Raw genomic sequence first — 24,361 nt, 5'->3', positions numbered from 1 at the left:
TGACGAAGAAATGACGAAAAGCACTCGTCATCATTCTTTGCCATTTCTTTGCAGTAGATAATCAAACGATTGGTGTTTATGATAAATGAAAACAACTTCGACAAAGTCACTCATGACAACCTGCCTACATACGTAATCCGATGCATAAATAGAGGAAAAAACAAGATGTAGAGCATCTCACTTTGATAGTTAGCCTGATTATAGCATAGTATCAAGGTAGTAAATGCCTATGACTTTTATACTCCAATTAATTTTGCCCTTCGAAACCGGTTTCAGAGTGAACGGAGGAAAAACCTCTCATGTATAACATTTTAGTTAAGTATAAACTGATGACAAAGAAAAATATAGAAAATGAAGGCACTATTTGCCATTCACCTACAGCAGATAATCAAACTATTAGTGCTTATGACAAATGAAAGTAATTTCGGCAAAGTCACTCATGACAATCTGCCACAAGCCGTAGAGCATCTCATCAAATTACTAGAGGTGCAAGTTGAGAATCAGAATAAGGAGATTCCCATAGAAAAAGACGAAATGAACATCGAGGAAGTCAGTTCCTTGATTAAGAAGAGTATCAGTACAGTGTATCGCTACACTTGCCAACAATCTATTCCATATACAAAGATTGGGAACACTCTACACTTCTATCGATCAGAAATTTTGGAATGGATGAAACTGCATAAAAAGAAGTCCATTCAAGATTTATACAATGAAGCTTCTATCGAATCCTTTAAAGTATTAAATCGTGATTAGAGGAACGAAGACAAAGCATCAAAAAACAGAGACCTCTCGCGTAAACATTCTAATTTAGAAAATAAATAATGATAAAGAAATATATAGAGAATAATGATACCCCCATGTGTTCCACCTGCCTACTGAAGTTAAGCTACATTATCGCACGGATGGAAAAAATAGAGAATGCCCTTTATTGCATTAAAGGTACACTTAACTTCAAGGAAGCACGCGAATATCTCGACCTATCCAATAGTCAGCTTTACAAGTTGACAAGGAATGGAGATATACCGTATTATAAACCGACCGGCAAATTGATCTATTTCAACAAGCAAGAACTGGATGAATGGGTGTGTCGGAATCATTCGGAGAAGAATGCAGAATGTGGAAGAATAAAAGAAAAAGATTCAAATCATGATTGAGAACAAAAAGATAAGTTTGGGTGAAGATATAGACGAAAGTGCCTTTGAGCAGATTTTGAAGTTTATCCGACTCAGAGTAACGGATGTTTATGCTTATCCACCGGAGATAGTACAAGTGGATGGCATCACCATTGCCACGCTTGGGAACTTTAGCGCATCGACCGGAAAACCGAAGAGCAAGAAGACTTTCAACGTATCGGCTATCGTGGCTTCTGCATTGTCCGGTGAAGAGGTGCTGCGCTATAAGGCAATCTTACCGAAAGAAAAGCATAAGGTGCTGTATGTGGATACAGAGCAGAGTAAATGCCATTGTCATAAGGTGTTGGAACGAATACTGACTCTGGCCGGAATGCCCACTGATCGTGAAAATGAGCGACTGGAGTTTTTTATGCTGCGAGAGTATTCACCCAAACACAGAAGGCAGATCATTAACCTTGCACTGGATACAGATCCGAATATCGGGTTTGTGGTAATTGATGGGATTCGTGATCTCATGTACGATATTAACAGTCCGAGTGAATCAGTAGAGCTTATCAATGACCTGATGCGGTGGTCTAGTATGCATGACTTGCATATCCATACGGTACTGCATCTTAATAAAGGTGATGACAATACCCGTGGACACATAGGAACAGAACTGAATAATAAGGCTGAAACCATACTCCAGGTCACGAAAAGCCCGTTTGATAGCAGTATCAGTCAAGTGAAGGCTATGCATATCCGGGAAAAGGAATTTACTCCGTTCGCCTTTAAAATCAATAATGAAGCACTGCCGGAACTGGTGGATAACTATGCGTTTGAAACAGAACGTAAACCTCTCTTTGAAGTATTGACGGAAGAGCAGCATGTGAGTGCATTGGAGAGTGTGTTTTCGGAGGGCTCAATTGTCGGTTATGAGAATATGCTCAAAGCTCTGCAAAAAGGTTATGAGACCATCGGTTATAAACGAGGGCGGAACGTGTGTGTGGAATTAAACAAGTACCTGATGGGAAAAGGGGTAATAACCAAGAAAGACAAGACTTACTCTTATGACCCTAAAGCCTTTGATAATGAGGAGTGAATATCGAATGGAAACAAGTTTAGTTTACTCCGGGGCTATATATGGTAAATTAATGTCGAACTGCTTAAATACCAAAGAAACATTATGAACATTGCTCAAATAAAACAAATAGACTTGGTAGACTATCTGAGAGCCATCGGTTTTTCACCGACAAAGGAGTCTGCAAAGTCGGCCTGGTATCGTGCTCCTTATCGAGAAGACAGAACACCGTCATTCAAAGTCAATAAAGACAAAAATCTATGGTATGACTTTGGTACAGCCCAGAATGGTGACATCATTGATTTAGCAGAGCTGCTCTATAAATCAAAAGATGTATCCCGACTGCTCAAGCTTATCGAGAACGCAGCACCGGCTCTGGCTCCCCGAATCAGAACACCAATATCCCCGAATGGAGAACGGCTAACGGATCAGTTCAGCAATGTAAAAGTGATGGACTTGAATCATGAAGCATTGAGATCATACCTGCAATCTCGTGGTATTGATTTGGATATTGGGGAATGCGAATGTAAAGAGGTTCATTATGCCTGTTATAAAAAAGAATATTTCGCAGTGGCCTTTCCGAATATAGCCGGTGGATATGAAATCCGTAATCCTTATTTTAAAGGTTGTATCGCTCCAAAGGATATATCCATTATCCAAAAGTCGGATAAATTAAAACAGGATTGCTGTTGCCTGTTTGAGGGTTTTATGGATTATCTCTCCTATCTGACATTAGTGAAATTAGGAAGAATAACTGAAGGCAGCGAATCTATGGATTATATAGTTCTGAACTCGGTAAGCAATGTCAATAGGGTCATTGAACCCATTAAAAAATATGAAGTCATTCATTGCTATCTTGACAATGATGATGCCGGAAGACGGGTTGTGAACACCCTGCAAGAATTGTTGGGTAGTAAAGTGCAAGATATGTTTGCAGCATATCCGCTCTGTAAGGATTTGAATGACTTCTTACGAAATAAGAAGAAAATCTGATTGAACGCTTCTGACTTCTGAAACAAGCTCCTTTCCTCCGGGAGCTTGTTGCTACTCTGTGCCTCTGAATAACATTTCCAATTCCTTCATCCTTTCTATTATAGTACTGAATTTTGGTTTTTCTCCATATATCATAGATGTTTGCATGTCTGAATAATCCTTTTCCCATATTGTCAGTATGTCGTCACCAGGTACAAGAACTATTCTTTTTCTTATATCAGGGCTATAGTCTATATCTTTTACAGATGTGAATATTTCCCTATGGTGTCGTATTGTTTCCCATAGCTGGTCATTCTTGATGGCTTCTTTTGCAAAATTCTTCTCCATCATTATTGCCAAGTCATACATGTGTCGGGATTTTCTGTTAGCTTTTTCTCCATGCCCTTTTATAGAAAACAGTTCATGCAGTAGAAATGCCTTTTCTAAAAAAGTTTTCCCAGCTATGGCGGTATTTATTTCTGAATTTATGAGAGTTGTTTCTATGGTTGGAAATTCTTTCTCAACCATGCTTTGTACTTTAGTTGTCTCGTATGGTTCCATCAGTGAGCGTGCACCGATTTCCAACATCACAACAGTTTTCAGATAATCCAGTTCGGTTGGTAAAACACTCTCATATTTTATCCATATTTTTCGCGGTTCTGGATAGGTATTGTTTTCCTTACCATTGGGTTCTACCTCTATGGTGCACAAATCCCCCAAGCCACATTCCTCTATTGCCTTATTCAGTTCCGGATAGAATTCATCTTTTACAAAAAGAGACGAACTTTTTCTAAGCTTCTTTATCTGTTTTTTGGTTAAATCTCCTTTCATCCCAAATTTTGCAGGATCTACAGCAAGGTCTATGTCTTCTGACAAATCTGTTTATTAATCCCCATACCTTTGAAATTGAAGTCCCGCCCTTGAATGTTAAATTGGTGGCAAATGAAAGACTGAAAGTTATCTGGAGCATGGCAGTTACCCAAATGTCCTTTTCGATAGCTTGCGCCGGCAGCCCGATTTTATTTTCTGCTGCCTGAAGCACTTTTTGTTGTTGGTCTTTTGTAAGTTTGAAATAATTATTCATAGGTGCTAGTTATTAAATTCCTGATCCAAACAGGCATAAGTGGCAAGTCTTTTATGAGTGACTCTTTCGGCTCATGCTTTAATAGTTCATGGATCTTTTTAATGTTTTCTTCTTCCAGGTTCTCCTTTCCCAATGCTTTAAGTGCAAAGGTAATCAGCATAGCCAGTTTGCTTGTAAATGCCAAATTTTTGGGAGTTGTACGTTTGAATGTTATTTTCCTTCCATTGTACATTTCAAGGTGTCTTGCGGAACCGTCGGTCAGATAAACATAGTTCATGGGAACCTGTGTGGAAAGTCCTAACACATTCAATGCATATATTCCTGTAGGTACAATTCTTGCCTTATCTCTCTTTGCTAAGGCGTTTGCTACATCATCAAGTGATGGCATAAGTATGCCTAGCCCTAATTCTTCATCCACTTTGGGATAGCAATATATTCCTTGGGCAATCCTTACGATTTTCTCTTCTTTGCATAATCGCACCAAAGTTTGCCTTATGGCATCAGAAGAGCCAAGGTCTATAAAATCATCCGGAAAGAAGATACTTCCCTTTCCTAATGATTCAATTCTTTTTTCTATTTTTGATGCTACATTATCCATGTTTATCTTTTTTTGTCACAAATTTATTATTTATTTGTGACTGAACAAAAAAAATAAAGTATTAATTTCTATCTTCTGTCACAAATGTGAGCTATATTTGTGACAGAAACCGCTTTTTAAATTCAACTGCATGTGCGATTTTTCGAAACACTCTGGTATTCAGAAGGAGTTTTATTGAATTCCTTTTTGAAACAGGAAGTGAAATATTTGGCATTATTAAAGCTAGCAATAGTAAACACTACAAAGAAAGCATCCATAATAGACGATATAATATCGTTACCATCGAACCCATTAAAAAATATGAAGTCATTCATTGTTATCTCGACAATGATGATGCCGGAAGGCGGGTTGTGGATACCCTGCAAGAATTGTTGGGTAGTAAAGTGCAAGATATGTTTGCGGCATATCCGCTCTATAAGGATCTGAATGACTTCTTACGAAACAAGAAGAAAATTCCATGATAATAGTAATATATGGATATTATTTATTTAATTTGTGATTAAATAGTAATATTATACCATATATGAATAATACAGACTATATTACCAACCAAGATATTATGTTGCTTTTAGCGAAGCGCATAAAGGAGTACAGGCTTGCCGCACGGATGAGCCAAAAGGAAATGGCAGAGAAATCCGGTGTGAGCCTTGCTACAATAAGCCACTTTGAACAGGGCGTCAATCAAAATATGACCTTGAATAATTTTATATCACTGTTGCGGGTAATTGGCATGGAGCAACGTATAAGTGATTTACTGCCTGAGTTGCCCATGCCGCCGATGGCACTTAAAAAAATAAACAAACTCATACCCAAAAGAGTAAGGAGGAATAATAATGATACAAAATCTTGATGTTTTTTTATGGAACCGGAAAGTAGGCACATTAGTAGCTTATAAGGAGAAATATACAGAAAAGGTAAGTTTCTATTTCGACAGTGACTTTATAAAGGGCGGATATGACATTGCTCCATTGAAAGCCTCAATAAATGGTGTGTCGGCTCAACATAGGCTGCCTGTTTATGGAGAGGATGATAAAATCTTTGGTGGTTTGCCTTCTTTTATAGCCGATTCGCTGCCTGATCATTGGGGAAATAGAGTATTCAATGAATGGGCCAAAGCGCATCATATAAAATCTCGTGACCTGTCATCACTTGACCGCCTGGCATACATCGGTAGGCGGGGAATGGGAGCGCTGGAGTTTATACCTCCTGCCGCTGAAGAAATGGAGAAGCCGTTCAAAGTGGAGATTGCCGACCTGTACAGGCTTGCCTGTATTGCCTTGAACGAAGCTAAGGATTTCAAGGCAGAGATGCAACCCGACTTGATGATAGAAAGCCTGTTCAAGGTGGGAACATCTGCCGGTGGTCGCAGGGCAAAAGCGATTATCCATGTGAATACGGAAACTAATGAGTGCTATTCAGGACAGGTAAGTGCCCCCGCACCCGGTTTTACTCCGATGATTATCAAGTTTGATGAACATCTTGATTTGCCAACAACACGTATTGAATACAGTTATTACCTGATGGCCCGGGACGCAGGACTGAAAATGATGCCATCGATGCTTGTCGAGGGTGAAAAGGAAGTACATTTTCTTACCGAGCGGTTTGATCGCAAGGGAAATGAGAAAATTCATATTCAGACTTTGGCAGCAATGAACCCGACAGCAGACAGCTATGAGTCTCTGTTTGATACCGCCGGCCGTATCGGTATCATACCAGCGGAAATGCAGCAATTGTTCCTGTCTATGACCATGAATGTGCTTGGAGGAAATGTGGATGACCACAATAAGAATTTCAGCTTTATGATGGGGCAAGACGGAGTATGGCATATTACTCCCACGTATGATTTCACATTTTCGGTCGATCCGTCGGCACCAGGATATGTAAACCGTCATTGCATGACCATAAACAACAAAAACGCTGGCATTGAACGTGGAGATTTGCTTGAGGTAGCTAAAAAATACAATATAAAAGGTGCCGATTCCCTTATAGAAAAGGCAATCAGTGTTGTAAGCGATTATCCGCGATATGCGCAAATGGCAGGAGTTGATGGCTATTGGAGCCAACAAATTAAAGAGGAAATTACTTATCGCATTGAGGTATTATCAGGAATGTCACGACAGGAAGGGCTCCATAGATGAAGTTCTCCTTCGGAAGAGCTTTTGCTTACTGACAAAAGTGTTGGGTTTATCGGGCGGTGTTTACATCGTCCGGTATCCATAAAAAGGGGTGTGAAAGCCGATTCATGAAAGAAGAAATCAGGCGGAAAAATCCGCCCTGTGCTTATGTTTCTTTTTCTTCTTTTTTTATATCCCATTGAGAAATATACCAAGAATCATAATATTTATCTCCTAACAAGCTGAATCTGCCTGTCTGCCCTGTTTGGTCTGCGTATTGTTTCGCTTCCAAGATAGAGGAAAACTCCCCCAACTTCTTGAAACCGATAAATAGCTTGAATTTATCGCTGTTTTCCCTGTGATTTTTTATTTCTTCCTGTAACATTACATATAATATTTGATAATTTTCTTTCTTTTGTTCTAATTTGCTGTATGCCTTTTGTAATTGCTCATCCGTTTCTATGTCGAAAAACAGATTATTACACTTATTATAGTCGATATATCGGGAAATAGCTCTTTCTACTTTGGTTATCTGTGCCTTTGCCGAAGCGACTTGTCCCAATATAAAGTCAAAACCTGTATGTAAACCTGTTCGCTTGTCGTAATAGCAAAACAATAGGTCTATTTTTTTTTGTGGGTACTTGCATATTAACTTAGCCTTTCGCCAGTTAATCAGCCACCGCCAACGGTCTAACATATCACGGGGTATGTCTATCACATGAAGAACCTCCCGACTTCTGTCGGGGCTACGGATTTCAAAGGAGATATATACCCAATGCTCAATTTTCAGTTCCCGTTCTGCTTTTGCAAGGTCTTTTGCTTCTTGCATCCAATCGTCCATTCTTTCCTGTGCCATGATACCTATAATTAGCATTGTTTATTTATGCCGCTATTCTCTTTTGAATGAGCTTGATGTTTTTGTTTACAAGATTGATGATGCGTTCGTGGTATTCCGTATTGGAATTGCATGTACCTCGACTTTGGACTACTTGGAATGTCTTTAACGATACCTCTATCGTTTCAATACGCTTTCCGTTAATGGTTGCCGAAAGTATCAGCGAGTTCTCTTTGAGATAATAGGAGTTAGAAAATATGCAATGTCTCATTTTTGCACCTTCTTCTGCAAATTCTTCCACACTTTCTAATACCCGGATATTTAATATTCCGTCTGTAAAAGCAAGTCCCAAAAAACGACCTTTGAGTTCCTTGTATTTCTTCTCGTCCTTTTTCGCCTTACGCCTGCTTTCGACTAATTCTTCACGCTCTCTTTCTATCCGTTTTTTCTCCGTCCATTTGTCGTGTTCGGCTTTGAGGTCGGTTGGACATACATATTTCGGACTGTTCGTATCTTTTCCGAAATGATGTAATAAGTCAATGGTATCGCGCCACATTGAACCGTCTTCTATCGTGTAACCATTTCTAATGCAGATTCTTATAGATGCCCAATATCTATCCATTTCGAAAGAGGAACGTAGGTAATGACTCAACATCGCGTATTGCCTTGCCTTCAAGAGTGTCTCCGCTTTCGGGTCGGCGAGCAATGCAGGAATGAGTGAAATTGGAACAATGCCGTGGAAATCTCCATTAAATCCGTTTCTTCGGAGTGTGCTTGTTACCTTGAATTTAGGATATATCGGAGAATAGGCAATGTGTTGGTATGCATTGTTGTCTTGCCGGATAGCCATTGGTGAAGCAAAAGAAAATGTGTCGACGTAATGCCCATAACTTTGGAGTCGGAAGATGATTGTGTCATCATGTTTATGCCTTGTAGTAAGAACTGGCATTATAAGAAACGGTTTAGTGCATTGAACGATTTTCTTGAAGATTATTATCCTGAATCCTCCAACGGCTATAACTTCATCACTTATACAGGTGAACGAGAAAGCCTTCATCTGACTAAAGACAGGACCAAAAAGAGTCTGGAGCAAAACTACTATATTAATTGTGATTTGACAGGAAAAAAGGTTGTCGTAGTTGATGATCTGTTTACTACAGGGGGTAGCCTTCTTGATTTCAAAAAGCAGGTAGAAAAGAAAGGCGGAAAAGTATCTTGTGCTTTATTTCTAGGTAAGACATTCCAAATGCCTGATAAATTTAATGTTTGGTTCACAGCATGGTGCAATACCAGAAGGGATTGACTTTCGCAAGCCAACCCCTTCTATTAATGTTTTATTTATTACGAAAAAGTTATTGTTTGAATGTTGTTTGTTATTTAAGGAAGAGCATCACTGAAGTGTGCCGGTTAGCTTCCTTTGGTGTATAGGTATCAATCCCTCCTTTATTTACCTCTGAAATTCGATTCTTGTCAATGCCCCGATGTAACAATTGTGAACAAATATATTCGGAACGGATAGCTGCTAAATTATGATTAACATCAGCAGTTCCGGTAGCACTGTCAGCAGCTCCACAAACCTTGATATTCAGATTGTATTGTTTCGCAATCCTGGCAATTTCATCTAAGTTGATTAATTGAGATGCATCCGTAAGTTGATTTGTTCCCAACTCAAAGAAAAAGAAAATAGGTGCGCCTATGTAATTTTTTCCTTTTGACAACTCGGAAAGATAGCCTTGTAATGATGATTGGTATCCGGAAGAAGTCCCCAACGTATAATTTTCTGTTGAACTCTTGTCTTGAATAGAATCACTGTTGAATGAATTATCCGGCCATTGAGTACCCTGCAATCTTGAGCGGAGGGAATTAAGTCCACTGTAATCGTTTTTGGGATAAGGTTTATTTGAGACTCTTTTCTTTTTCTGATTCTTTGAGCGATCTTTATATAAGCCAAGTAATCCTTCAATTTCCAGAATCTTTTTCAATTCAGCAATTGATTCTGTATCCTCATTATGTTGCTTAGCCAATCGTGAATTGCAATCACTTAGCGAAGAAGCATACTCAATCAGCCATTCATTCTGTTTTATATAAGGATTGGCATCCACCACTCTTTTACAGCCCACCTTTCCAATACAGAAAGATAAGCCGGCTGTGAGGCTCATCAGATTGTCACCGAATCTATTGGAAGCGCCGCGACCGTCGAAGTCTTTAAATGTAGTAGTGCCGCCAAGTTCCATGATTAGGTGAGTTCTTTGAGAAAGACGATATTGTCCCGTCACGCCATAAGAGAAGGCAAAAGGACTGTTCCCATTATCCTCATTGTGTATGATGCCAAGTCCTACGTAGGGAACAATTTTCCATTTTGGCTGGTCACGGGCATTGTAAGTGTGAGACAATACATTCCATAAAAAATCAGCATGTACACTTTGGTATGATTGCTTATGCAACAGACTGTTTTTTAATTTGAATCCCTGAAAGGAAACTCGACCGCCAATAGCCGGTGTGAACCACTTTCCTGCTGAAACAGATAAAGTCGGCTCTATTCTACCAAACAAGTCGGCACAGCCTAACGGAGAACCGACAAATGCCGAAGCTCCACCGGAAATGCCCAGAAACCAATTATCCTTCCATATCCTCGCAGAAGTAATGTTTTCAAGGTAGGATGGTTTAATTGGTTCGAGCATCTCCAATGAAGCATTATGAACTATAAGACTATCTAAAAGGTGGACATCATCAGCTTGTGCCTTCAGCGGCAAAGCGAGTGGTAAAATCAATAATATTTTCTTTATCATTGTAATCTCAATTTAATGTATGAAACAAAGAAACTGTATCTAAATAAGGTAACGAAGTGTTCAACTTCCAATCAATCTATATTTAACCTGCATTTTGTTTCTTGGAAAAAATCATACCTATTATCATACTCGAAAACTATCTTCGCATATTTTTTCCACTTGGCTTCATCATCCGGTGAGCCATCATCAAACAGCGACGCGCCCAGGCCCGGTCATCTTCATCATCCTTACGTCCCCAGGGAAGGTCGCTTCCTCCTCCACCTCCTCCATGTCCTTTCGCAAAGTTGGTTGCCTGATCTACCATATTGGCATATAAGAATATGGCACATTTGATAATCTCTTCGCCATGTTCCGCCATATCTTGTAACAACGAATCACTCATGGCTTCTTTTGTATCAAGACTAAGAGTTGGCAAAATCATTTTGAAATCTCTGATTAAGTCATCCAAGAGCACATCTGCCAATCTAAAGCGTACTTGCTGGCTCAGATTGGCTGTCGAAGCCCTAAGTTGTTGCTCGTACTGATATGTCAGTTCTTTCGCCTTGTCTTTAAGACTTTTCAATTCATCCAACTGCTCATTGGCATGTTCCAGTTTAGCCTGTTTATCTGCCAGATTATCCAATACTTTCTGAAGATCATTATCCAGTTTCTTAATTCGTTCGTGTAACTCTTCAGAATTACCTTTGCCGTTTTTCAATTCTTCATTGACTGCGGCAATTTCTTTTTCTAATTCTTCTTTCCGCTGCTCCAAATTCAAAGTCATCGTGGTAAGCCCCTTGACTCTCTTTTCTGCAAACCGGATATCATCATAGAGTTGTTTGAGTATTTTCTTGTTCTCTTCAATCTGTCCCTCGAGAGTGGTACACTGTTCGGTAAGGTCACGTCTGTACTCTTCTGTAGTGCGATGTTTCGCACCTGTTACGGCAATACTGTTTCCACGCTTCAGCCCCCACTTTTCATTTACCTTGGCCAGTTCATCATGAAGAGCCAACATGATTTCCTTGTATTCATATTTATCCTTACCGGCAAACATTTTTTTGAATGCAAACTTCTTATCCTTATCTATTGGCAAAAGAGTCATGTGGATATGCGGGTTGGTTTCATCGAGATGTACAATGAAGGCGACAATATTTTCCTCCCCCCATTTGTCACTTGCAAATCTGTACATATCCTGTGCCCATTGTTCAATATCAGGGCTTCGTTTTATTTGTGAGTTATCAGCACCTTTTGCAAGATCCACCTTTTGATTTCCGAAAGCGATTTCAAGCATGCGTTCACGTGTACCACCCAAAATGAAATTGACCACCGTCCGGTACTTAGGTGTTTCCCGGTTCTCGTTGGGATCTTTAATACCACGTTCCGCCAGATTTTCCGCCATCAGTTGAGGAATACTTTTACGCTTGTCAACCGGAGTAATTACTCCGCCTTTTCTGATCTCGAAATTGAGAGCCTCCCGGCTGCGGTCATAGTTTCCGGTACTGATAGCAGAGTCCCAACCTTTCTCCGACCATTTACGCTGATGCTCGTTACTTTGGCCAACTGTTATCCCTTTTGAGGCACGGATATCCATTACCTGTTTCATTTGTTTCGCCATATTTTTTTAGTTTTTCCCCACAGCTTGCTGCCTCGTTAGAGCCTATTTCCCATTGCAATTTTGCAAATGGGGTATTAGGCTACCCACAGAATAAATTCTGTGCCTGAACAGGCAAGTCTTGTGTCTTACAAGAGGTCAAGACCTCCGAAGTGAATATCCTGCCGGAATGGAAGGAATAATGGCTTCACGAGGCTGCATTTTGTTAAAGCGGGGCTTCCTGCCTTTTGTTAGGAAGGTAGGTTTGCGGTGAATTCTATTTTTGATTTTCAATGGGTGCAGAACAGAGTATTGCTCCGTAGTGTTCAAAGATTATATCCGTTAACTTTTTGACTTCATCTGAAAGTTCGGATAAATGCGGTTTAAGTATCGGACTTTGACCACTTGAGAAAAGAAGACCACCCAAAGAAAGCAGACGCCAGAATTCAATGAAGTCATGGTGACAATGTTCGGTAAAAAGCGTGGCGAGTGCCGCATTCACATCGGGCTGTTCCGGAATAAGATTGGAGTGGTTCAGGATGAGGTGTGAGATAAACCGGTGTAACCGTGCCCCGGCATTTGCTCTACTGTCTGTCTCCTGCGGTTTGAAAATAGCATCCGTATCTTTGAAGAAATCGACACTGGAAGAGAACATCTCTTCTACACTAATATATCCACTTAGCCATCTGGCAAGTCGCTGCTCGTCTTTGGTGAGCAGCGACTCGTTTCTTTCCTGTTCTGACGGCTGGATGTAATGCATGGCTATCACAAAGAATTTGCCCCGTGAAAACATCTCGACATAATTCATTTCAACCAGCTTGTCGAGAAAAGACTTGACCGTAACCCTATGCCAATTCCATTTTTTTGCAAGGTCGGTGACAGTCACTGTAAACTGTCCTTGGTGCAAATAAACGGTGGTGCCGAACCGGGTTTCCTCCGATGGGGTATCTTTGCTTATTGCCATATTCATCAGTTCACAAAAAGCATCCAATTTCGATGTCCGGTCTGTACTTCTTGGCCGGAGATACTCAAGCAGAAACTTGTCTGCCTTTATCTGGTAATCTGCAATAATTTCACTCATGGGATTATATATTTTAATAATATTGTTATGATTCTAATCTTGGTATTGGAAGGAATGGTGACTGACAATAAGCTTCTGTGGCTGTCTTGTTGGGACCTATATATTGCGAAAAGAAGTTTTTTGGACAATCATTTTCATTGATAAAGTTTGATTCTTTACAATGACAGTCGATTGCCATCCAAAAAAGAAGTCTAATTGTCAGTCACTCCAACTGTAATAGGAGTATCGTATATCTTTTGGCTGCTCCATTATTTCCTTGTGATAATCAGGAAATGAAATCTTCTCACGCACTTTTCGTGAGGGATAAAATATCGCTCCGAATAAAAGAACTTCTATTGTAACGGCTGTCGAAAAGAAGAATGGAATAAATCCACAGAGCATGGCAATGATGGCACTGACGAAAAGCGTCTTTTTGTTCTGGAGGTAATAGATGATACGCTCAGTAAAACGATGTGAGAACAGAAAGATAAAGGCGACGGATGAGGGAACCAGGTCACATACACTTTGAGCTATATTGACATAGTTGAAATGGAATAGCAACAATATCAATAACAACATTAGCGTATAAAACCTGCGCCAACAATGGCGACAGGTCATGTGTACATAGAATTTAGTCATTCGCTTGCCACCTGATTTATAACAAAATAGAAAAATCAGAAGTAACAATACAGGGAATAGGATATGTATACTATTTGTAATCATTTTATTATGGTTCTAATTCTAAAATAATATGCCCGAAAGAGGCTTGTTTAATGATTGCTTCCGCATCCGTATAGAGAAGTTGCTTGTTCCGGCAACGCTTTCTGAACGATGGGTTTTGGCTTAACACACGGATGGCATTATCCAGTTCAAACTCAGGAATACGCCAGCATTGGCCTTTCGGATAATTGTAGTTTGACCACTTGGCGACCAGACACAAAACCCGGCTGTGAACAGGATAAAAACTCCCACCGGTATGAAAACTGAAAATCTCTTCTCCGTTAGTGTCCATAATATCCACCCATGTATAAGTGGCATGGATAAGATTGACCAATTGATGGTATAACTCCGTATTCATGTCAAATAAAATCCCGTAGCAATTCATCAACTTTGCGATTATAAATAAACCGCCCATGTTTGCCTGTTTCTATTAGTTCATTACGCAACTCAATGCCCATGACTTCCAAGGACGAATACAAGGTGACGTAGATAGTGTCGCACCTGCAACACTCATCGGCGATAGCATTCATTTTGTACATGTGCCCAAAATGTGGGTTAGAGTATGCACAGCAACGATGCCCAAAGATGGTATCTTCTGAGGGGATGTGATGGTATAAAAGGATTAATTCCATCTGATCCTCCAACTCGTCAATCAATTCTTCCAATGAATACTTCTTTGGTAAAGAGAATGTCAGCAATGTGCTTTCATCGGATAGTTCTGCTCCTTGGAAAAGAGTTGAGACAATAAGATCGGGCATTTCCAAAGAAGCCAACATGATGAAACGTTCTATAAGTTCTTGTTGCATATAGATGTGGTGTATAAATTATCAATATAGGCTTTTATTAAAAGTGGTGGAAGCTCGTTTAAGCCAATGGGAAAATGTCCGGATTCCAACTGCCTAAAAGCTTGAGGCATTTCAGCAGCTAGTTTTTCAAGTGATATCTTTTCTTCTTGAGACAACAGTGTATAGCAGAATCCGTCTATTGACAGCCAAGGTTGGAGAAGCATCCACAAGTACGCTGTCGCCTGATTGCTATCTTTGAAGTCCAATTTGTGTACATCGGTCACACAGGTGGTGGCATTCTGGAGCAACCGACGGTTATTTCGCATGGTCATCAGTATTACGATCTCTGATTTGCTCATTATCTCCTGGCTTCTGGTCATTGACTCAAAAATGCTTTTTATCTGCGCCTGTGTCTTCACTTTGATATGATCGAGAGATATGTCTCCCCAAGATGACAAGTGACCAAGGAATAATCTGAAAGCAATATCTTCGGATTTCAGGAAATGTAGGATGTCTTGTTTAGAGTGGATGTTACGAGATAATGCTGAATCCAGCGTGTTTTCATAAAATAATATTGTATGCCGCTTGTCAATCTGAGGAATTGTTACGGAGTCCATGGAATGGAAAAACTGATGAGCTGATGCAATCAAATTTCTAACCTCTTTAGGAAGTTCCGGACTCGACAATTTATTCAGTATGTGATAATAATCCTTGAAATTTCGAGGGCTGCTGTCAATTAGGCGTTCAAGTTCAAGAATAATCGAGTCGCCGATTATGCTATAAGCCGATTTGGTATGATAATTTTTATTATCGATACTGTCCCGATTGATGCAGGCAGATACAGAGTCACTTAACGTTCGCCATTCATAGACCAAATCAATAATAAGGTCTATTGAAGCCCCATCGTGCAACCTTATTTGCTGTAATAAGTCATTATAAGCATGAACGGCTTCATTGGAATCCTGAAAAAGATAATTCTCCTTTGAAGAGCAACCTGATAGGTATAGTATGAAAATGAGTATAAATAGAAAGTAAGTATGATTATTTCTCCATTTAATAAAAAATGGCACGGTACATTCTTTGTGTTGTGCATATTTTATCTGCCATTTATGCAGGCTTCTTTTCAATAAAAATCGCTCCATATTGTCTTTGATTAAAAATTTATCTGCAAATGTATAGTATAAAATTTCAGAGAAATTTCATTTGCCAATTGATTTAATTATTCTTGTATAATCATATTCATAGTATAACTTATATAACTGGTTATAAATTAATTAGTAGGCAATAAATAGTGGTAAAAACAAAATATGGAAAACATATTATTATTGGAAAACGTGATACCAAACAGACGATTTGGTCCGTTCGAGCTTTTTCATATCAAGATATGTCAGGGTGTTCAGACAAGGGTATAGATAGTATCTGCATCTGCCGAATAATAGTATAAGGCAAAAAAATATAAAGTATGTATTTTTCTGGTTTAAGTATGATTCATTCTATTATAAATATTATAATTTTACTCGCGAATTTCATACCTAAAGAGTAAGTTATGGCAAAAATTGGCTATTTGATGCGTTTCGGCCATTATGATGGTGCTGAAACCGATATTGAATGGATGAAGGGATACGGTTGCTGTGAGATTGTCGAAGAGCAACCAGAACAGGAGAAGCTACGTCCACTATGGAATAAAGTGCTGGGAAACCTGCATAAGGGTGATGAATTGGTCGTGCCTAAATTTAGTAATGTTCTACAAGGTACTCGGCAATTATCCTTCTTTCTGGAGTTCTGCTGGGTGAAAGTCATTCGGATTATCTCCATTCATGACAGGATTGATTCCGGCAATGAATTGTTTCCTGAAACTAAAACGTCTGAAGTGTTGCTTACCATTGCTTTATTGCCCTCAGAGGTGAATGCCAATCGAAAAGCTACTAATCATATACGCAAGTTGAAGAGCAAAATCAAGGTTCTTACTTCTGCCGCGCACAATAAAGCAGAGAGAGCTAAGCTTGTAGTAAATATGTATAAGAGTGGGCATACGATTGATGACATCTGGAAAACGAGTGGATTCAAAAGCCGCAGTTCTGTTTTTAGGGTATTGAATGAGGCCGGTGTGGATCTGAACCGAGGGCATACAAAGGGACCACTTGGAGCAAGAAAAGGATAGACATTATTCTCCTTTTCAGGAAAAGAATAACCGAATGAGACAGGGGATAATCTAAAATTTTTTCGCACACAGTCGAAACGTCTAACTTACCCGTATGTGTAGGGTACCTACCCGTATGAAACGCCCAACTCATGCGGCTAAATCAAGCATTTCGACCGCATGAGTTGTACCCCGTACAAAAAATATGGTTTGGAGAACGATAGAAAATCTGGTTCTGGAACAAGAACCTTTCACATACTGCTGAAAACTATATCCCCTTTTTATATCAGCCCACCCACCATCTCCGCCGATTCTTCACTTAATCGACGAAAGTGGCCTTGAAAATTCACATGCGATACTTTGCCCTCCTTCAGCGGTAGCAGTTTCTCTTTGCCTTTGGGGCCTAACTTCAGCTTTTCAACGATTGAAACAGGTACAATCCTATCATACACCAAAGCGGTTCCGGCGCCGATTGCCGCATGGTTTACACAATTTCTGGGGATCAGGTGCCCTAAGGCAGGCTTTTCTTTAATAAGAATTTCCGATCCGGTGTCCCACAGGTGCCCGGCAGGTATTTCAATCTGTTGAGAGGCGAGGTAAAGTTCAACGTCATCTATTGCTGAGATTTCAAAACGCCCCAACAGATACAATGCCCCTCCATTAATTCTGACAGGATATACCATATCGCCCACCATCACTTTACCCAGCGGTGGCACAGATTGATGCTCGCCGCCATAGATCACTTTTATGGGGCCGTTATCAGGCATCTTCTCAAGTTTCTTGCACCAGTCATTGGACCATAGAATTAAATAGCTGTTCATTTCCACGTATATTGATTTGGGAATAAAGGTAATGATAATAAGTATAATAAGTGACAGAATAGATCAACAAATGATCGTCTAAAAAAATGTGCAGAATTGGCTTTGGTTGGAAAGAAGTTTCGATATGAATAAAACCTATCATATCAGCAAAACCCTAATTTATTGTCATAACTTCTTTCTATCCACAACGTTCCTGTAGGGTGAGGCGTTTGGCTTTTTTTTATTAAAATGGGGGGAGTGGGTTCTAGCCTCCCGAATAGCGAAATAAGATATTTCTGCATGTACACTAATTAATGAAAATATGCAACAGGAAAGGCTAAAACTGGGGAAAATATCAGGTTAAGCTCGTAGAGCGATGGTTTAGTAAGGTGGTAAAAGAGGATATGATGTGAAAATTTTGTTTCTGATGGGAGAAAAAAAGAGGAAAGGGGAGAATAAAAATCAGATAATTGAATATTTTTCTTTAAATTTGCATATAGATTATAGAATTTAGCCTGTTAACAATATGAAACTCGAAAAAATTACCATCGAAAATTTTCGTTGCTTCCAGAATATTGAATTGTCACTCGCGAATGATGTGACCGTATTGATCGGGAAAAACGGAACAGGAAAATCATCACTTATTCATGCTGTACATAATGTGTTGAGTTTCATTTTTGCCAACAATCCCAAATGGGGCGTCGAGCCCCTTATTAAAGGTATTCCCGACTTAAAGATTGCCAATATTGGTACGATGGACATCTGGCGGGATAAAGCCAATGGGAATACATTTGCAAACGAAGTAAAGATTGCAGGGGAAGCCGTTTACAAGGAGATACCTTTGACCTGGAACCTCAATAAGACTTCGACCGTAGGTTCCGCTCTTAAAACGAACGGTTACAAACAGGCTTATATTGATTTTTTACGAAAAGCCAATCAAACAAAGTCTTACCCTGTTTTAGCGTATTATTCAGACTCTTACCCGCATATCAATACCCGTGTGGGTACAGTAGCCAAAGAGGGATTGGAGACTTTTGACCATTTCCCTTTTAATTGGGGATATTATCAATGGGATGAAGAAAGCTCATGTACGTATATCTGGGAACAACGGTTTATAAACTGTTTAAGCAAAATTTATACCTTCGAGAAAACTATTGAACAGTTGAAAGCCAGACAGGAAAAAGAGAAGAGTAGTACACTTCAAGCTTCGATTGGCGTCATTTCCGACGAACTCTCCACATACAAAGCCGAAGTTTCATTTATTGAAAAGTGTGTGCAGAAATTCACAGACAACGTGGATTTAAGCCCGGACGATCTCTCGTTTAAAGTTTTAACCATGAATATGGAGATCGTTAACCAACGCTCATATATTAAATTTCTGTTTGCCGACAATAGCAATTCCTTCTTCCATGAATTGCCTGCCGGATATAAGCGTTTGTTATCCATAGTTTTCGACATTGCTTATCGTGCCTATATCCTGAATGGAGACAAGAAACCTTTTGGAGTGGTTATTATCGACGAACTGGATCTGCATCTGCATCCGACACTTGAACAGGATGTTTTGCAACGCTTAAAAAATGCTTTTCCCGAAATACAGTTTATTGTTTCCACCCATTCTCCTTTAGTTATTACTAATTTAAAGAAAGACGGTGGTAGTAAAGTAGTAAAGCTTATTTCTGATGCCGAGGGCTATGGGTGTCAGGAGTTACCCAATCTATATGGAGTAGATTATAGCACCGGTGTACGCGATGTAATGGATGTAAATTCCACTCCGGCGGAAATTGAAACTTTGAAAGACCAATATTTTATTTTGTTGGATAAAGAAGAAAACGGAAAAGCCGAACAGGTTTTTAACGAGATAGCCACCCTTACAGGAGGAACGCAATCAATGGTTATCAGAGAGATCGAGGAAGAACGCGAAAATATGTAAGAATAAAGCATGAACTACATCGATAAAACCACAAACGCAGATGCAGCAAATGAAATTGTAATTGATTTTCTGGAAGAAACACAGCGAAGAAGAAATAATCCAGGCTATAAGTTATTTGTGCAAACACCTTTAAAAGATCAATTACGTGATCTGTTAATCGATGAACAGCAAGGATACTGCTGTTATTGTATGCGCAAACTCGCTAAAGATGAAACTACGACTCTTGAACATGCCATTCCTCGGGGATCGGATGAAGCCGAATGTAATGGCTACCTGACGCGATATGCCGGATATTTTTCTGATATAGTTCATTTAGACGCGTTTGTAAGAACATGGAGTTATCCCCCTTATCCCCATTCAGTAGCCTATTACAATTTGATGGCTTCATGTAATGGATTACTTACTGAAGGCACCCGTGATTGCTCTTGTTGCAACAATAAAAGAGGGCATGATGAGATTGTTCCCCTCCCATTTATTCCGGCTATTAATAGCCTTATCAAATATACTTCAACAGGACAGGTATATGCCACGGACAGTGATACTCAAAAGGATAATGCGATCAAGGTATTGAGCCTGAATACTGCAACGCTCAAAGAGATCAGAAAGCTCTGGCATTCTGTCAAAAAGAAAGGGATAGATGTGACAACCAAAGCTGAACTGCTGAGTGTTTTCGATAATGATATTCTAAAGATGCCCACAGACCTGTTGAAATATTACCAGAACGACTACTATTTTAACCTGTTTCAAAGCTATAAATGGTTTTACGGGTATTATACCTGATTCTTCGTGTGTTGATACGAAATCCGCCCCCCCAAAAAAAATCTGGAGCAATGGCAAACCGTATCTACATCCTACTTTGAGTTTCAATACACAGTGGTTGAGCTTCATCTTCTATATTGACAGCACCTGAGCACTTTATTTTTTTATATCTGCCAGAGGATTTACTGACAACAACGACGCTTATTATACCTGAACGGTTCTTCTTCTTTCGCACATATATGCCGCAAAAGCAAATCGATGCTTGCGGCAAAGGAAAGTTGTGCGTCAGGCTACGTGTTTTTGGAAATAAATTCTTCCCATACAGAACAGCATCCTCCGCCGCCATTGAACAGGATGCTTCCGGGGGTTCCGGATAAGGAATAGCTTTCGGAACTATAACCGGTTTATCCTTTTTTGCAACCAATGATGGGTTTAACCTTTCCTTGAGTTTCGTATTCCGTTTCAGTATCCTCTTCCATATCTACTTCTTCGATGTACCCTAGGTCGCCATTGAATACTCCTTTGTCGTAGTTGTTCTGTATCTGCATAACACGGTCGCCTCTCCGGTAAGAATAATCGCCCCGATTCAGACAAACAGATGTAGGGTTCAAAGCCTCCTGAAGTGCTAAGTTCAGATTGGATGCGCCCACTACTCCCCGCTGCATGGGCGTAAGAACTTGTATGTTGCCGGGCGACAGACTGTATGCTTTCGGAAGCCGTTCTTTCACCAGGTGATTCATCAGGAGGATGTCTATCATCGAGCATTCATCTACAATCAAGGCGTCGGCTTCCAATGGGTTTTCTTCATTACGCTTGTACCCGTCTTTGGGATTGTATTCCAATAACCGATGGATGGTTTTGGCTTCCATGCCGGTGGCTTCGCTCATTCGTTTGGCGGCTCTGCCGATGGGTGCGGTGAGTAGGATGTTCATGCCTGCCGTCTTCAAAGCAGCAATGATGCCTTGCGTGGGAGTAGTCTTGCCTGTTCCGGGACCGCCTGTCAACACCATCACTTTGGATTCTATAGCTTGACGGATAGCGGCTATCTGAATATCATCGTATTCAATGCCGGTTTCTTTCGAGATGTCGGCAAGGTTGAATGTGGGTTTCTTTCCGTCCTCTTCGGCAGCTTCTACCAGTGCCCGCAGACGGTTGGCTGTGCCACATTCGGCATAGTAAAAAGGGGGAAGGTAGATGGCGTGTAGAGGATTCCACTCCGGCAACGGCGCAAGTCGCTCTTTTCGTAACCCATTTTGGCGGCGATACCGTCGGCGGTCTTAAAGCCGATGCCCCATATATCATCTGCCAGTCGGTAAGGGTTGTCTTTCACCTTGTCGATACTTTCCTTGCCATACTGGCGATAGATTTTGGCAGCGTATGCGGTACTTACCCCATAACCTTGCAGGAAGAGCATTACGTTTTTGATGTCTTTCTGTTTTTCCCAGCTCTCAGCGATCTTTTCCACACGCTTCTTGCCGATGCCGGGCACTTCGTGCAAGCGTTCGATGTCGCTCTCTATCACATCAATGGTCTCCAGCCCGAATTCAGCTACAATCAGTTTGGCGAACTTGGGACCAATACCTTTCACAAGCCCACTACCCAAATATTTTTCGATGCCGTAGATGGTGGCGGGCATGACTTCCTCCCATGATTCTGCAACAAACTGGCTTCCATATCTCTTATCGACTTTCCAGTTGCCGTCGCATAATAGGACACTGCCTACTGGAACTTCCAATAGGTTACCCACAAGGGTTATAGGGTCATTGTAACCTTTTACATTGACCTTCATCACCGAATATCCGTTATCGGGGTTCTGATAGGTGATACGTTCTACTACGCAACGGAGCTTTATCATCTGTTTTGCTCTTCAAAGATTATTCTTGATTGCTATGGGCTATCGGGCTTTATATTCCCACCCACAATCATTATGATAAACCATTAATTTGTTCATGCCGCCGTCGATGGTAATATTTTCACCGTTGATAAATGAGTTTCGTTCATCGCATAAGAAAGCGACCGCACGGGCTATGTCGTCAGGGGCACCCACTCGTTGGGAGGGATGTTGCAGGTAATCACTTTCACTGGAAGGCACGAAGGCTGTTTCCTGATGGGTGCCTGTCTCTATCCATCCTGGTGCAATAGAATTGACACGTGCAATACCGGACAGACTGACGGCAAGCGCATGGGTTAACGCTGTGATGCCGCCTTTGGCGGCCGTATAGCTTTCCGTGTTGGGTTGTGATTGAAACGCTCGCGTGGAAGAGATATTTACGATAGAACCCAGGCCGACGAAATGGTCTTTGAAGAGCTTTGCCAACATAAAGGGAGCGGCTACACCTACCCGCTGGACGTAAAGGAAATCCTCATACTCGCAACCGTCCAACACGCCTCCGTGCATCAGGCAGGCATTGTTGATGATACAATGGATGCCTTCAGGATGCTCGGATAGGACTTGTCCAGCAAAATCTATAAGGGTCTGTTTGTCGGCTATGTCCCCGATATAACCTATGACATTCCATCCTTTGTGTTGCATTTCATTAGCTACTAGAACTGTTTGCTTGGCTTCTTTATCTAAAATATATACAGTATCCCCCTCTGATGCGAAGTGTTCTGTTATGCAACGACCAATGCCGTTGGCTCCACCGGTCACTATGATTATTCTTCCCATGAGTTACTTTTTCTCGTACTTATCCAGATACTCTTTCATGGCTTCGTTTACAATGTCTTTGAGGGACATATTCTTGTCTATTGCCAAATACTTCATTCTGGTATGAATGCTTTTGTTGATGAGAAAATTACAGTGTACAACTGTCTCTTTCTCCTTCGCAACTTTTACTGGTTTTTCTTCTATAGAAGAGGGTGTAGTTGATGAAAGGAGGCTATTTAAACCACCTTTCATGCTATCTTTTAATGAATTGCTTTTGCCCATATCAGTTTATTTTAATTTCAGGACTTCCCTGGCTAAATCCATGTAATCTTTGGCTCCGTTGCTATTCTTATTGTACTCGTAGATATTTTTCCCATTAATTGGTGCTTCTGCCAAAGCCACATTGTCACGGATAATTGTCTTGAAAACCTTTTCGCAGAAAGATTCATTGATAATCTCCGTAACGCTTTTGTTCAGTGTCTTACGTTTGTCGTATTGGGTAATGACAATGCCACCTATCTTTAAATTGGGATTGAGGCGCTCTTGAACAATGCTGATAACGTTCATAATCTTAGCCATGCCTCGCATCGCTAAGAATTGAGCCTGTACCGGTATAATCAGGAAGTCGGCTGCCGTTAATGCGTTCAAAGTAAGCAATCCCAATGAAGGGGGACAATCAATGAGGATGTAATCAAACTTATTCTCTTTAGGTAGCTTACCAATCAGTTGCTTCAAAATCATTTCCCTTCCCGGTTCATTGATAAGTTCTGATTCGGCTGCTGACAAATCAAGACAGGACGGAATCAAGGTAATGCCGCTCTCTGTCTTTATAAGAGGAAGAGGATATTCACCTTTCATCGCTCCATATACTGTGTTAGGCTCTTCAATAGAGAAACCAAAGGATTCGGTAAGGTTCGCTTGTCCGTCAAGGTCTATAACAAGAACCTTCTTGCCTTTTTGTTGCAAAGCAGCGGCAAGATTGACGGTTGTTGTGGTTTTACCTACACCACCTTTATGATTTAAAATTGCTATAATACTGGACATATTTTGTTTTGTTTTTACATTTAAAACACAAAGATAATAATTATATTAGTATATACTATTATTAGTATTCGATACAATTACTAATTCACTCTATTTAGTAATTACTATAAATAGTATCAGTTGATATATAGATGTTTATATTATTGTTTTTTGCCCATATTAGAATACAAAAGTATCTGATATGGGCTAAAGGATGACTAATGAAGGCTATCTATTTAATTAATAAGTAGATGTTCATAATTATTTCACATATAATAAAACTGTCGTATCTTCGCATCATACAAAATATAGATGCGAATGAAAATCACGATATTACCATTG

26 protein-coding genes and 2 pseudogenes are annotated in these 24,361 nt (G+C 40.2%); 11 read left to right on the top strand and 17 right to left on the bottom strand.

Features of this window, described 5'->3' with window-relative positions; genetic code table 11:
- Nucleotides 1–405 precede the first annotated feature (405 nt).
- The 4 genes from D0T87_RS01985 to D0T87_RS01970 all read left to right on the top strand — a co-directional run bounded on the left by D0T87_RS01985 (nt 406) and on the right by D0T87_RS01970 (nt 3,186).
- Nucleotides 406–753 (top strand): helix-turn-helix domain-containing protein, encoded by a 348-nt coding sequence (locus tag D0T87_RS01985; protein ID WP_239063447.1) that lies wholly within the window; start codon nt 406–408, stop codon nt 751–753.
- Nucleotides 754–821: 68 nt separating this feature from the next.
- Nucleotides 822–1,154, top strand: coding sequence for a helix-turn-helix domain-containing protein (locus D0T87_RS01980; RefSeq protein WP_163172358.1), 333 nt, complete (start codon nt 822–824; stop codon nt 1,152–1,154).
- Nucleotides 1,147–2,214 (top strand): AAA family ATPase, encoded by a 1,068-nt coding sequence (locus D0T87_RS01975; RefSeq protein WP_163172356.1) that lies wholly within the window; start codon nt 1,147–1,149, stop codon nt 2,212–2,214. The genes D0T87_RS01980 and D0T87_RS01975 overlap by 8 nt, the downstream gene beginning before the upstream one ends.
- 84 nt (nt 2,215–2,298) lie before the next feature.
- The gene (locus tag D0T87_RS01970; RefSeq protein WP_163172354.1) at nt 2,299–3,186 is read left to right on the top strand and encodes a toprim domain-containing protein; all 888 of its coding nucleotides are present in this window, start codon (nt 2,299–2,301) and stop codon (nt 3,184–3,186) included.
- Nucleotides 3,187–3,237: 51 nt separating this feature from the next.
- On the opposite strand, the gene D0T87_RS01965 is transcribed toward D0T87_RS01970, so the two are convergent.
- The 3 genes from D0T87_RS01965 to D0T87_RS01960 form a co-directional block, all read right to left on the bottom strand.
- Nucleotides 3,238–4,041 carry a nucleotidyl transferase AbiEii/AbiGii toxin family protein gene (locus D0T87_RS01965; protein ID WP_370526807.1) on the bottom strand — a complete coding sequence of 268 codons (804 nt, stop codon included), beginning with the start codon at nt 4,039–4,041 and terminating at the stop codon, nt 3,238–3,240.
- A complete protein-coding gene (locus tag D0T87_RS25015; protein WP_370526812.1) occupies nt 3,956–4,135 on the bottom strand; it encodes a nucleotidyl transferase AbiEii/AbiGii toxin family protein in 180 nt (59 codons plus the stop codon). Before D0T87_RS25015 ends, D0T87_RS01965 begins: the two co-directional genes overlap by 86 nt.
- 106 nt (nt 4,136–4,241) lie before the next feature.
- The gene (locus D0T87_RS01960) at nt 4,242–4,847 is read right to left on the bottom strand and encodes a DUF6088 family protein (protein ID WP_163172352.1); all 606 of its coding nucleotides are present in this window, start codon (nt 4,845–4,847) and stop codon (nt 4,242–4,244) included.
- An 86-nt stretch (nt 4,848–4,933) separates the two neighbouring features.
- Here D0T87_RS01960 and D0T87_RS01955 point away from each other — a divergent pair, with 86 nt between their 5' ends.
- From D0T87_RS01955 to D0T87_RS01945, 3 genes are all read left to right on the top strand, one after another.
- A complete protein-coding gene (locus D0T87_RS01955) occupies nt 4,934–5,308 on the top strand; it encodes a toprim domain-containing protein (RefSeq protein ID WP_163172350.1) in 375 nt (124 codons plus the stop codon).
- Between the two features lie 62 nt (nt 5,309–5,370).
- Nucleotides 5,371–5,697 carry a helix-turn-helix domain-containing protein gene (locus D0T87_RS01950; protein ID WP_163172348.1) on the top strand — a complete coding sequence of 109 codons (327 nt, stop codon included), beginning with the start codon at nt 5,371–5,373 and terminating at the stop codon, nt 5,695–5,697.
- Nucleotides 5,681–6,985 carry a type II toxin-antitoxin system HipA family toxin gene (locus tag D0T87_RS01945; protein WP_163172346.1) on the top strand — a complete coding sequence of 435 codons (1,305 nt, stop codon included), beginning with the start codon at nt 5,681–5,683 and terminating at the stop codon, nt 6,983–6,985. Before D0T87_RS01950 ends, D0T87_RS01945 begins: the two co-directional genes overlap by 17 nt.
- Nucleotides 6,986–7,127: 142 nt before the next feature.
- Here the strand turns inward: D0T87_RS01945 and D0T87_RS24455 are convergent, their stop codons facing one another.
- The gene (locus D0T87_RS24455) at nt 7,128–7,817 is read right to left on the bottom strand and encodes a hypothetical protein (RefSeq protein WP_163172344.1); all 690 of its coding nucleotides are present in this window, start codon (nt 7,815–7,817) and stop codon (nt 7,128–7,130) included.
- A gap of 25 nt (nt 7,818–7,842) precedes the next feature.
- A pseudogene (locus tag D0T87_RS01935) lies at nt 7,843–8,682 on the bottom strand (PcfJ domain-containing protein); the annotation flags it as partial.
- On the opposite strand from D0T87_RS01935, the gene D0T87_RS24450 reads away from it, so the two are divergent.
- Nucleotides 8,677–9,099: a phosphoribosyltransferase gene (locus D0T87_RS24450; RefSeq protein ID WP_370526816.1), complete on the top strand. Its 423-nt coding sequence runs from the start codon at nt 8,677–8,679 to the stop codon at nt 9,097–9,099. The pseudogene D0T87_RS01935 and the gene D0T87_RS24450 sit on opposite strands and share 6 nt — an antisense overlap.
- 70 nt (nt 9,100–9,169) lie before the next feature.
- Here the strand turns inward: D0T87_RS24450 and D0T87_RS01925 are convergent, their stop codons facing one another.
- The 7 genes from D0T87_RS01925 to D0T87_RS01895 all read right to left on the bottom strand — a co-directional run bounded on the left by D0T87_RS01925 (nt 9,170) and on the right by D0T87_RS01895 (nt 15,862).
- Nucleotides 9,170–10,585 (bottom strand): OmpA family protein, encoded by a 1,416-nt coding sequence (locus D0T87_RS01925; RefSeq protein WP_163172340.1) that lies wholly within the window; start codon nt 10,583–10,585, stop codon nt 9,170–9,172.
- A gap of 136 nt (nt 10,586–10,721) precedes the next feature.
- Nucleotides 10,722–12,179 carry a MobV family relaxase gene (gene mobV, locus D0T87_RS01920; RefSeq protein ID WP_163172338.1) on the bottom strand — a complete coding sequence of 486 codons (1,458 nt, stop codon included), beginning with the start codon at nt 12,177–12,179 and terminating at the stop codon, nt 10,722–10,724.
- Between the two features lie 253 nt (nt 12,180–12,432).
- A complete protein-coding gene (locus D0T87_RS01915) occupies nt 12,433–13,236 on the bottom strand; it encodes a hypothetical protein (RefSeq protein ID WP_163172328.1) in 804 nt (267 codons plus the stop codon).
- A gap of 198 nt (nt 13,237–13,434) precedes the next feature.
- Nucleotides 13,435–13,938 (bottom strand): hypothetical protein, encoded by a 504-nt coding sequence (locus tag D0T87_RS01910; protein ID WP_163172326.1) that lies wholly within the window; start codon nt 13,936–13,938, stop codon nt 13,435–13,437.
- 4 nt (nt 13,939–13,942) lie between these two features.
- On the bottom strand, nt 13,943–14,293 hold the full coding sequence (locus D0T87_RS01905) for a hypothetical protein (RefSeq protein WP_163172324.1): 351 nt from the start codon (nt 14,291–14,293) through the stop codon (nt 13,943–13,945).
- A gap of 1 nt (nt 14,294) precedes the next feature.
- The gene (locus D0T87_RS01900; protein ID WP_163172323.1) at nt 14,295–14,741 is read right to left on the bottom strand and encodes a hypothetical protein; all 447 of its coding nucleotides are present in this window, start codon (nt 14,739–14,741) and stop codon (nt 14,295–14,297) included.
- Nucleotides 14,723–15,862: a hypothetical protein gene (locus D0T87_RS01895; protein ID WP_163172321.1), complete on the bottom strand. Its 1,140-nt coding sequence runs from the start codon at nt 15,860–15,862 to the stop codon at nt 14,723–14,725. Before D0T87_RS01895 ends, D0T87_RS01900 begins: the two co-directional genes overlap by 19 nt.
- A gap of 404 nt (nt 15,863–16,266) precedes the next feature.
- Here D0T87_RS01895 and D0T87_RS01890 point away from each other — a divergent pair, with 404 nt between their 5' ends.
- The gene (locus D0T87_RS01890) at nt 16,267–16,881 is read left to right on the top strand and encodes a recombinase family protein (RefSeq protein ID WP_163172319.1); all 615 of its coding nucleotides are present in this window, start codon (nt 16,267–16,269) and stop codon (nt 16,879–16,881) included.
- A gap of 260 nt (nt 16,882–17,141) precedes the next feature.
- Here the strand turns inward: D0T87_RS01890 and D0T87_RS01885 are convergent, their stop codons facing one another.
- A complete protein-coding gene (locus D0T87_RS01885) occupies nt 17,142–17,681 on the bottom strand; it encodes a hypothetical protein (RefSeq protein ID WP_163172317.1) in 540 nt (179 codons plus the stop codon).
- Between the two features lie 505 nt (nt 17,682–18,186).
- On the opposite strand from D0T87_RS01885, the gene D0T87_RS01880 reads away from it, so the two are divergent.
- Both D0T87_RS01880 and D0T87_RS01875 read left to right on the top strand, forming a co-directional pair.
- Entirely contained in the window at nt 18,187–19,590 is a 1,404-nt protein-coding gene (locus D0T87_RS01880) for an AAA family ATPase (RefSeq protein WP_163172316.1), read from the top strand.
- 9 nt (nt 19,591–19,599) lie between these two features.
- Nucleotides 19,600–20,370, top strand: a complete 771-nt coding sequence (locus D0T87_RS01875; protein WP_163172314.1) for a hypothetical protein — start codon at nt 19,600–19,602, stop codon at nt 20,368–20,370.
- Between the two features lie 443 nt (nt 20,371–20,813).
- On the opposite strand, the pseudogene D0T87_RS01870 reads toward D0T87_RS01875, so the two are convergent.
- The 4 genes and pseudogenes from D0T87_RS01870 to D0T87_RS01855 all read right to left on the bottom strand — a co-directional run.
- Nucleotides 20,814–22,204, bottom strand: a pseudogene (locus D0T87_RS01870) (helix-hairpin-helix domain-containing protein); the annotation flags it as partial.
- A gap of 39 nt (nt 22,205–22,243) precedes the next feature.
- Entirely contained in the window at nt 22,244–23,017 is a 774-nt protein-coding gene (locus D0T87_RS01865) for an SDR family oxidoreductase (protein ID WP_163172312.1), read from the bottom strand.
- A 3-nt stretch (nt 23,018–23,020) separates the two neighbouring features.
- Complete coding sequence (locus tag D0T87_RS01860; RefSeq protein ID WP_163172310.1) at nt 23,021–23,278, bottom strand: hypothetical protein; 258 nt, start codon at nt 23,276–23,278, stop codon at nt 23,021–23,023.
- Nucleotides 23,279–23,284: 6 nt separating this feature from the next.
- A complete protein-coding gene (locus tag D0T87_RS01855) occupies nt 23,285–24,040 on the bottom strand; it encodes a ParA family protein (RefSeq protein WP_163172308.1) in 756 nt (251 codons plus the stop codon).
- Nucleotides 24,041–24,361 lie beyond the last annotated feature (321 nt).

Source organism: Bacteroides sp. 51 (assembly GCF_010500965.1).
Taxonomy (GTDB): domain Bacteria; phylum Bacteroidota; class Bacteroidia; order Bacteroidales; family Bacteroidaceae; genus Bacteroides.
The sequence above is the reverse complement of the archived record's forward strand: the minus strand, read 5'-3'. Positions and strand labels throughout refer to the sequence as shown.